This is a genomic window from Serratia sp. OS31, assembly GCF_014164835.1.
GTDB lineage: Bacteria > Pseudomonadota > Gammaproteobacteria > Enterobacterales > Enterobacteriaceae > Serratia > Serratia liquefaciens_A.
Window position 1 is genome coordinate 1 of sequence record NZ_JACJFQ010000061.1, and the last position, 9,657, is coordinate 9,657.

Here is a 9,657-nt window from a genome sequence, read left to right on the forward strand (position 1 = left end):
CGCTGAGGGACTGGCGTATGGCAATGAGCCGCTTTATTATCGAGTTCGGTGACCGCCTGGACGGTCACTTCTGAGAAAAGGCAGTTACACAGAATCGTGGACAGGGTCGCATAGATTACGACTGCCCCACGTTTTTTCATGCTCTCCTCTTAGCTCTGTCATTATCTACGTTGACGGAAAAAACAGAAAATCCTTGTTCATCATCGCATTGCTTCACCGTCAGCGCACATTGCGCGAACAGCGCCGACACGCCGCTAACATCGCCTGTCATTCGCAATATCAGTGGCTGTATAAGCATCTGCCTGTCATCAAAGCAGGTTTTCAGCGCCGTTTTCCGGGTGAACACCGCCGAGACCAGCATACTGCCGGCTTGCGCCGTTTTCCACTCAACATCTGAGACCAAATTATCGTCCCACCCCATATTTTTCAGCGTCTCCACCGCATAGGTGAAGCGAAACAAATCACTCTGTGACGTCAGCGCCCCGGCACTGGAACGGTAGATATACTCCACCTTACCGCGCAGATTGGCCCTGAAACCATAGAGTTTTCCCTGTGCCTGGAGCCAGAGAATATCGGCAGCTACCGTTCGAGGAAACAGCTTGCGTTTCTGGGCGTTCGCCAGCCAGCGCATGATAAACACGTGCTGCTGAAGGCCAGACGCAGACCGGCCATCATTCACCTCGATGCACAGCGCCACCAGTAGACACCAGGCCAGATGCGCCAGCTCAGCGGTGGGACGTTTTTGATAGGCGGGAGTGGTCAACCGGTCTTCCTCAGTCAGGGTGAAAAGGTTATTTCATCATGCCCAGAGGCCCCAGGTCAAAATACGCGGTATCGCTAGCTGCGGCACACATCATGTGGTCAAATGGGATACGCAACGTTCCGCCTTTCATCTCCAGCGAAACAAACGCCGGTGTAACGCAGTTGCCGGCATCAAACGCATCGCTGGCCACCCAACGTAGCCGGCTGGCAACCTCTTGCCCTGGTACGACTGCAACCGGCAACAGAACCGGCCCCGGATGCATCCCACGGGGAATGCGTCGTTCCACGGTCAGAGGCTGTTGTTTCGCATCCTCAAGCCTCAGCGCCGGCAACCGAGTCAGAGTGCAGGCAATATGTCCGGTATTGCGCAACACCAGGAGGGCACCGTTTTGCGACATGCCATCAAATGCGCCATTTTTGCTGTCCAGCGTCACCGCCAGCTGTGCCGCCAAACAGGCACCGGAACGTTCGGGGAGGGTTTCGGCACGAACGGACGTTGAAATTGCAAAGGCCAACAGCATCGCGGCAGGAAAAATAGTGAGGCGGACAATATCCATCTCTTCCATGCCTTCCCGGTTCTCTGTTTTCCAGAGTTCGGCCTGTGTGCGACGGGCCTCCCGGCCGATAGCGTCATTAACCAGCCCGGATATGTACACGCCTGCGGCGTGTAGTGTCTGATAGTGCTCTTTGTCCACGGTCACGCTGACTCTGTGTTTCATACATCCCTCCCTAGATGAATGTCTTAAGTATATACCATGAGTATGTAATGCGCATCGCGCATGAAAGGCGGTACTCCGACATAAATGGTCACGCAGAGGTTAAACCGCCGATGCCCGGCGTCAGCCGGTGCGATCTGATAGGGATCACCTACCCATCTCCTTCCCCTGAAGAGTCATACCCGCTAAAAGCGATGGAGACGTTGTGTGTGCGGTCGGAGTAACCCCGGCAAGGCTTTCCACGTTACCGGGCCGTGAGGGCCGTTTACGAGCGTGTACATCAATCATGAAGCTCTACTGACTGACGCATTCAGCATTGCTGGCCCAGTGGGAGCGAAGCTACAAAATGCAACATTTGTCTTAGCTGGGGCTCTGATTAACAACAAACCATGATTAGCTCAATGCCTCAAATATCATATCCATCGAAAACCCCTTGTACTGGAGGTAGCGAATCTGTTTGTTTTTCTCTTTGGCATCTGACGGCGTCCCATCACCAAATTTACTGACTTTCAGTTCCCTTGCCATGGCATACCAGTCCACATCCACTTTCTCCAGCACCAGCTCGACCAACTCCTGAGGAAAACCCTTTTGCCTGATTTCCTGTTTGATTCTGGCCGGGCCATGTTTTTTTCGAATATGTTTATCAACCAGGTGCGTTATCAGTCGGTGATCATCCAGATAACCACACTCAACCAGTCGCGACAACGCCTTGTCGATACCCTCCCTGTCTTCCGTCAGCTTATTCAGAACCCGCGCCACACCGGATGCGGAATCCCGCTTTGCCAGCAGTGACACCGCGTAGTCATACAGTTCCTGTGATGTCATGAGACACCTTCGTTGTAAAGGAGCCCGTCTTTTCCTACTGATAATTGTAACTGCTCGCAATCAGCGCAAATTTCGGCTCACAATAACTGCAAATCAACATCGTCATATTGGCAAACCGACCGCCAGCATTCTGTCGCGCAGCTCGGATGTGTGCGAACAGGGTCGAACTGATTGTTAAATAATGCCCTGATTTCAGCAGGTTTTGCATCGAACTGCTCCACCATGTCCTTCAGCCGGTAACCATGCCGCGTGAGCGTCAGTTCCAAGTCATCCAACTGACGTGACAGCACGGATTCAATCAACGTGGCGGTAATCGGTTTTTCACCCGTCTGGTATCCTGCTTCCATCGCCAGCGTCAGGTGCAACTGGACCTGCAGCGGTGTTCGCAGTTTCATCGCAAGCAGATCAACTGCTTCAATCTTCCGGCTTACCCTTGCCTATGCTGGTCTTCAGCAACCACTGGATATATTCGCGCTGGCTGCCGGAGATCCCGTCCAGCGTAAAAATATCGGTACGATAACCGATTTTCTCCATCGTCGGACGACGCAGGTCATTGCGCAGTTTTGGGTGTCCGGCCAGAACGACAGATAGCCGCCCCCCCATCTTCAACCACTTCCATCAGCCGTTTGAGCCTCGTCAGTGTATTACCGTTCAGGTCATGCGCCTCATCAACAAACAGTACCACCGGGCGCTTACCTTTTTTGACCAGCTCCTGCAGTTCCCGCTCGCGGCGTTCACCCTGTTTGGGAATTTGCACCTGTTTATCCTGTGCCAGGTCGTAAAACAGGGCATTAATCAGCGGATAGACCGTCGTGACTGAAATACCATACAACTGAGCGGCAGCGGCAATCTGGGGGGCCCGTTCAGGACTTTTTGGCGGCAGGCGATCAAGCCGTTGCCGCAGTTGCAACAGGGAGTCAGCCGGGATAACGCTACGCCGGCTGCTCATAATTATCCAGAGCCCGGTACACTGACGCCCTCCCGATCCCGAGCTGGCGGGCAATGGCCGTGGCCCCCATCTTCTCCGTGGTGTACAGGCGCCAGACCTCAGCGTGATCTATTGAGGGCTTTCTTCCGCGATACACGCCCCGTGATTTAGCCGCGGCAATCCCCTCCATCTGGCGTTCACGTCGCAGATTGGTTTCAAACTCAGCGAAAACGCCCAGCATATCGAGGAAGGCTTTACCTGCTGCCGAACGCGTATCCACTGGTTGTTCTGTTGCCCTGAGCGTTACCCCCTGCTGATTCAGAGCATATACGATATCCTGCAGGTCCTTAATGCTGCGGGCCAGGCGATCCACGCGGGTCACCATCAACGTATCACCGGGGCGCAGGAACTCCAGCAACAGCTGCAACTCGCTCCTTCCGGTACGGCTGCTTCCGCTGGCTTTTTCTGCACGAATGATTTCGCAACCGGCAGCGCGGAGAGTTTGTGTCTGCAATGTAAGATCCTGGTCGCTGGTTGAAACGCGGGCATAGCCGTAAAGTGCCATAATGATGAAAACTGTCTCGTTTAACTCTAGATGATGAAAACGTAACACCGGGATTGAGACAAATACAATCCAAATGAGACAGAAAAACTGTCTCACCGGGTTGCCTGTTTTGGGTCTACCCAAAGAATACGAAAATCTTCTTGAGATATCGCCGAACCATTCGAATCGGCGATTTGTATTTGAAGATCAATATAACCTATTTTTCAGTTTGTCTTGAGCACATGACGTCCGGGCTTTCTCATTTTAATGTAACGATAATTTTTTCTCCATTTTGTTATATTGATTTTTGGGATGGTAATTCGACCACTCATTTTTTCCAAAGATTTCCTCATGAGATATTTTTTTACCATCACGGTAAAATATCAGGTTGGAGCGAACTTCGGGGAGATCTCTATGTCGGTATAACCAACGAAGCTCACTGGATGTTATACTCGCCCCGTGTCCTTCTTTTGATATAACCACACCTATATCATCTCCAATGAGATCGGTCATAAAATGAAGCGGTTTTTTTCTGACCAGCAACTGAAACTCCAGCCCGGCTTTACTCGTTCTTTTCCATAAAGGAACCCCAAGTTGCATTGCTTTCCATGGTTCTGACATAAGTTTGGTCGCTTCATCCTGATCTATGACGTTGTATTTCTCATGAGAAGAAATAAATTGTCTAAACTGAATGGCTCGCTCAGAATCGTTTAACTGTTTATTTATCGTTTTGTCATCAGAATACTCCTTAGGCTTGCTAACGTCCCAGACAGCATTGGTAATATCATTTTGAATGATAATATTAGTTTTCTCTTTCACCTTCCGGAAAGATTGCCTGATGGATTTCAAAATATTTTTAGTGGGTGGTTTAATCGCTTCTTTTCTTTTAAAGCCGGAAGAGTTCAACGCAGATAAAGATTTCTCTCGAGGCTTATCTAATCCATACAGAATATCTCCCCACTGAAATATTTCTGTCAAAGGTGTATCATTTGGTATGGAGCTAATAGTTGGAACACGCCCATCGCTATCCTTCATGGATACAGGATTATTCCTGCACATCCTGAACACATTCAGCCCGTCCACCGTCCCCGCCGGGTCCGCGCTCAGCCACCGGCCCGCCCACGGCTGGTAGTACCGGTAACCGTAATAATACAGCCCCGTCGCGTCGCGCTCCTTGCCCGAGTAGCGCACGGTTTTGTAATCCGCCTCCACCGCGCTGCGGGCGGTCCAGACTGCCGTACCACCGTACGGATAGTACTCCTCCATGCTGATGACGTTCCCGTCACCGTCCAGCTCCAGATTGCTGCTGCCCGTCAGGTTGTCGTAGCTGTAACGCACCTGATCGCCGGTGATTTCTGTCGGCCTGCCTGATGTCCAGTGCAGCACCCGCACCTGTGCCCGACCCGCCTCGCCCGCGGTTATCACCTGCAGGCCTTCCGTCTCAGTGTTATCGTTTTGAGTGGTGCGCAGCTCCAGTCCCGGCAGGTACAGCGCCCTCTGCGTCTGCGTGCTGTTGCCGGTTTTCTGCCCACTGACCTTCAGCAGCCGCTGGCTGCCCGCGTCATACCTGTAACCCTCATAGTCTGCCGCGTCTCCATCACGCACCACCGGCGTCACCTTCAGTAACTCGTTGCGCGGCGTCCATGCGAGGCTCTGGCCCGGCTGCAGCTGCGTCTGCTGTCCGCCCGCCGTAAACAGCGCGTCCACGTCTGAGGGATTTTCCGTCAGCGTGCTCAGCACGCCCCGGTTGCTTTTATCGGAGACGGTGATATTTGTGGTGTAACTGTTGTTTGTCGCGGGGGCGCTGTGACGGATTTGTGTCAGGTTGCCGGCGTTGTCGTAGCTGTAAGTGCGGGTATAGTTTGTAAACGCAGATCTGTCGGTGGGAAGGGGGGCTGTGGCGGAGGGGAGATTGCTGCCCTGCTGTCCGGCATTTGCCATTTCGCGCCCGGTGGCGCTGACCAGCTGGTACAGGCTGTCGTAGACGTAGGTGTTTTCCGGCACCACTTTCTGGTTGCGCCAGAAGCGGGTCTCTTCAGCGTCGTTGGTGGTTTTCAGGACGTTGCCCACCGGGTCATACTCATAGCGCAGGTCCTGCAGTACCTTCGCTCTGGAAGCGTGTCCTGCCGGTCGCTCCGTTTTAATTCCGGTCAGGCGCTGCGTCTCTGCTTCATACGTGAACGTGGTCACCACGCCGTTGCCGTGCTCCTCACGCAGCTTCTGCCCGGCGGCCGAGTACGTCAGGGAGGCGACGATAACCTGCTCTTTTCCGCCCTTCAGGGTCAGCCAGCTGCCCAACAGCAGGCCAGCCACGTCGTACGCCACACGTTGCAGGTTGCCTTTTGCGTCCGTGGTGGTCAGCACCGCGCCGGTGGCGTCTGCTGTGGTCAGGGTGGTATATCCCTCGCTCTCTCCGGCGAGCAGGTCGTTCCAGGCAGAGGCATCATCACCCTGCCAGTCGGCCGTAACGTCGGGATTGTCCGCCTCTTTCAGCAGGCGGCGGGTGACCGAGAGCGGCACGCCGGTCAGCGCCACGCTGTCCGTCTGAGTCAGGCCCGCCGTATCGTAGTGGCTGACGCATATTCCTGCCAGGTTCAGGGCTTTCTCCGCATCGGTATTGCCGGCATAAACGAAGCGCTCCGCGATGCGGGCGGCTTCGCCGCTGACCTGTTCAGTAATGCTCACCGGACGTCCCGGCAGTTCTGCATCTTCATACTGCCAGGTACGTGTCACCGCCTGACTTCTGTCCTCCGTACCGTCATCAGCGGTGCGGATATTGCTGACTGCGATAAACGGCCGTCTCGCGGCGTCGTTCAGACTGACGGTGTTGCCGTTATCCACGCCCTGCGAGCGCAGCACGTTGCCGGCCAGGTCGGTGAGATAACTGAAGTTCGCCAGCCCGGCGTCGTGCAGGCGCGGGTCAGTACTCTGCGCCAGAAAGCCGCGGGCGTCGTACTGATGGTGGGTGATGCGCTCACTGGTAACGTCCTGTGAACCGGGATGGCGGTGATACGCGATATCGCGCACGGTCAGGCCGCGGTTATCAAGGACCGTGACCGTCGGGGTTTTGCTGAACAACGATGTGCTCATGGTATTCTCCTGTTTATGTTATGCAACCGATAAGGCTGCAAAGAAAATCATACAGTAATAAGGTGCTTATTCTGGTGAAGATGAACGGCTATTCCGGGGGAACGTGAACGCGTTATTTCCTAACGCGCTCTAACCTCTTCTTATTACACCGACCGTTCACTTTCAGTCAACCTGTGCCAGTCGTTTTCTCATCGACTCACCTTTCATTTCCAGCCGGTGGGAGTTATGCATCAGACGATCAAGGATCGCGTCTGCCAGTGTGTTATCGCCAACGCAACCGTACCACTCATCCGTCGGCAGCTGGCTTATCATCACCGTGGCGTTCTTACCGTATCTGTCGTCCATCAGTTCCAGCAGATCGTTACGTTACGCTGCGCTGGCAGTAACGGCTCGAGGCCCCAGTCATCCAGGATAAGCAGCTGCGTTTTTGACAGCTGGGCAAGCTGTTTCCGGTAACTACCGTCAGCGCGGCTGTGTGTCAGTTCTACCAGCAACCGGCTCAGTCGCCAGTACTGTACGCTGTAACCCTGCTGGCAGGCATTGTTGCCCAGAGCACAGCCCACATAGGTCTTGCCGCAACCGCAGGGGCCGGTTATCAGCAGATTCTGTCCCCTGACCACCCACTCGTTCTGGCTTAGCTGAGCGATCCGCGAACGCTCGAGGTTTCTCGCTGGCTGGTAGTCGATGTCGTGGACTGAGGCTTCAAGCCTCAGCCGTGCCTTTTGTAGCAGACGCTTCTGTTTGCGCTGATCCCTTTCGAGAGATTCACGTGTGACCAGCAACGCCAGTCTTTCCCTGAAGGAGAGTTCTTCGTATGTACCGGGTTGCACCATCTGTGAGGACAGCGCGGCCGCCATTCCCGTCAGTTTCATTTCTGTCAGCTTTTTCATCAGCGTGTGTGGCATTATCGGGTTCCCTGTTTCAGTGGAAGTGGCGTGGGCCACGGATGTTTTCATGTTCCTGAGGGAGCTCCTGGGACGGATGCAGATCTCTGTCCGCCGGAACAAGGTCGCGGTTATTTTTCAGGATCGACTTTATCTGCTTCAGCCGGGTCAACCCCTCAGCATTAGCCAGCCGGCAGCTGTTGTTGACGCGCTCTGAAGGATACTCGCGCGTCAGACTCAGCAGCCCCAGACACAGGCGATAGGCCTGTTCAGGATGAGCTTTTTCTGCCAGACGTCCGCTGACCCACGCGAGGGTGTCGGAGCCCACACCGGCCGCCCAGCTTTTCAGGCGCTCTGGCGTCCACTGCTGATGGTGGCGATGACGTTCTGGCATGTGCTTTGCGGCGGTACTGTTACCCGGATGAAGACGCCGTGGGTGACTGGCGATCATCTGCCCGTCAGCCCAGACTTCAAGCAGGTTGTCGGAGGCATGAAGCTCCACCGTTTTACCGACGTACTGATGGGGTACCGAGTAATGGTGCTGTTCATATTCAACGTGATAATCGATATTCACTTTCGCTTTTTTGATGTGCCGGTAGCGCCACGGTTGTACCGGTAACGGTCTGAGCGCGGGTCTGTCCAGCCTTTCGAAGGCTTCCTGGCGGTTGCCCGGCAGTTTTTTGAAGGGCCGTTCGTTTAGCTCTGTAACCAACGTACGGATACAGTGGTTCAGTTCTGCGAGCGAGAAGAAGACCTGGTGTCGTAGCCGGGCCAGGATCCAGCGCTCGACGATCTGAACGCCAACTTCCACCTTTGGCTTGTCTCTGGGTTTTCTGGGACGGGCAGGTATCACTGCAACCTGATAATGCTCTGCCAGCTGCTGGTAAGAGGGATTCAGTTTGGGATCGTAGCGACAGGCTTTGTTAACCCCGCTTTTCAGGTTATCCGGGATCAGGATTTCGGGGACACCACCGAAGAACTCCAGCATCCTGACGTGACTGAGAAGCCAGTCCGGCAGCGACTGCGTATAGGTGGCCTCCGCGAAGCTGTAGTTTGATGCGCCCAGCACCACCACGAAGATCTGGGCCTGCCGGCATTCACCGGTCTCCGGTGAGATAACCGGCACTGTGGGTCCACAGTAGTCGATAAAGCATTTTTCACCGGCGAGATGCTGCTGGCGCATGGAGCGCTTCTGTGACTGGCACCAGGCCTGGTAACGACAGCAGAACTGCGAGTAGCTGTACGCCCGGACAGGCATCCGCTGGCAGTATTCCTCCCACAGAAGGTGGCGGGTGACGCCTTTCTTACGCAGCTCTATATGGATTTCAGCCCAGTCAGGATCCTCCAGCGCCCCGGGACGACTGTCAGACTCAGGATAGAGCAGACTGGCGAGTCGGGGCTCTGACATCCCCTCAGGGAGTGGCCAGGAGATCCCTGAGGCCTCAAGACGTTTGAGCATTTTCTGGATGGCACCGGTGCTGACATCAGCGCACTGGCTTATCTGGCGGAAGGACAGGCCGACTTCAAAACGCAGCCTTAAAATTTCATGGATTTTACGCATGACGATTCTCTTGTTTGGCCTATCTCTTTCCCTGGAATGAAAGAAAGAGATATAGCAGTAAAAATCAATGCGTTAAGAATGATTCTGGCGGTGTGAACGGCAATTCCGGTCGGGTGAACACCGATTCTGGCAAAATGAACAGTGATTCTGGCCATGGTGCAAAATCGTGGTATTTTCCGCCGGAATACGCGTTCACGTAAAACCAGAAACTGAACCGCACCGGTTTTATTGGAGAGTATTTAGTCCGGGAACTCAGGCGGCGAGCTCCCTGTCTTTTATAGCAACATGATACGCTTTTTCAGCTTCTATCGGTGGGATATGACCCAGTCGTTCCAGTAAACGGCGAT

Annotated in this window: 5 protein-coding genes and 4 pseudogenes; all 9 read right to left on the reverse strand. The window is 54.4% G+C overall.

What is annotated here, in order from left to right:
• Positions 1-136: 136 nt before the first annotated feature.
• The 9 genes and pseudogenes from H5P17_RS25655 to istA all read right to left on the reverse strand — a co-directional run bounded on the left by H5P17_RS25655 (position 137) and on the right by istA (position 9,310).
• A complete protein-coding gene (locus H5P17_RS25655; protein ID WP_182825822.1) occupies positions 137-763 on the reverse strand; it encodes a DUF2913 family protein in 627 nt (208 codons plus the stop codon).
• A 28-nt stretch (positions 764-791) separates the two neighbouring features.
• Entirely contained in the window at positions 792-1,481 is a 690-nt protein-coding gene (locus H5P17_RS25660; RefSeq protein WP_370570061.1) for a DUF4232 domain-containing protein, read from the reverse strand.
• A 390-nt stretch (positions 1,482-1,871) separates the two neighbouring features.
• Positions 1,872-2,303, reverse strand: coding sequence for a regulatory protein RecX (locus H5P17_RS25670; protein ID WP_182825823.1), 432 nt, complete (start codon positions 2,301-2,303; stop codon positions 1,872-1,874).
• A 102-nt stretch (positions 2,304-2,405) separates the two neighbouring features.
• Positions 2,406-3,102, reverse strand: a pseudogene (locus H5P17_RS26750) (AAA family ATPase); the annotation flags it as partial.
• A 3-nt stretch (positions 3,103-3,105) separates the two neighbouring features.
• A pseudogene (locus tag H5P17_RS26755) lies at positions 3,106-3,252 on the reverse strand (hypothetical protein); the annotation flags it as partial.
• Positions 3,236-3,796 carry a recombinase family protein gene (locus H5P17_RS25685; protein ID WP_182825827.1) on the reverse strand — a complete coding sequence of 187 codons (561 nt, stop codon included), beginning with the start codon at positions 3,794-3,796 and terminating at the stop codon, positions 3,236-3,238. The gene H5P17_RS25685 and the pseudogene H5P17_RS26755, both read right to left, overlap by 17 nt.
• A gap of 996 nt (positions 3,797-4,792) precedes the next feature.
• Positions 4,793-6,865, reverse strand: a pseudogene (locus H5P17_RS25690) (RHS repeat-associated core domain-containing protein); the annotation flags it as partial.
• Positions 6,866-7,027: 162 nt separating this feature from the next.
• Positions 7,028-7,773 (reverse strand): annotated as a pseudogene (gene istB / locus H5P17_RS25695) (IS21-like element helper ATPase IstB).
• A gap of 13 nt (positions 7,774-7,786) precedes the next feature.
• Positions 7,787-9,310: an IS21 family transposase gene (istA, locus tag H5P17_RS25700; protein ID WP_182825825.1), complete on the reverse strand. Its 1,524-nt coding sequence runs from the start codon at positions 9,308-9,310 to the stop codon at positions 7,787-7,789.
• Positions 9,311-9,657: the final 347 nt, after the last annotated feature.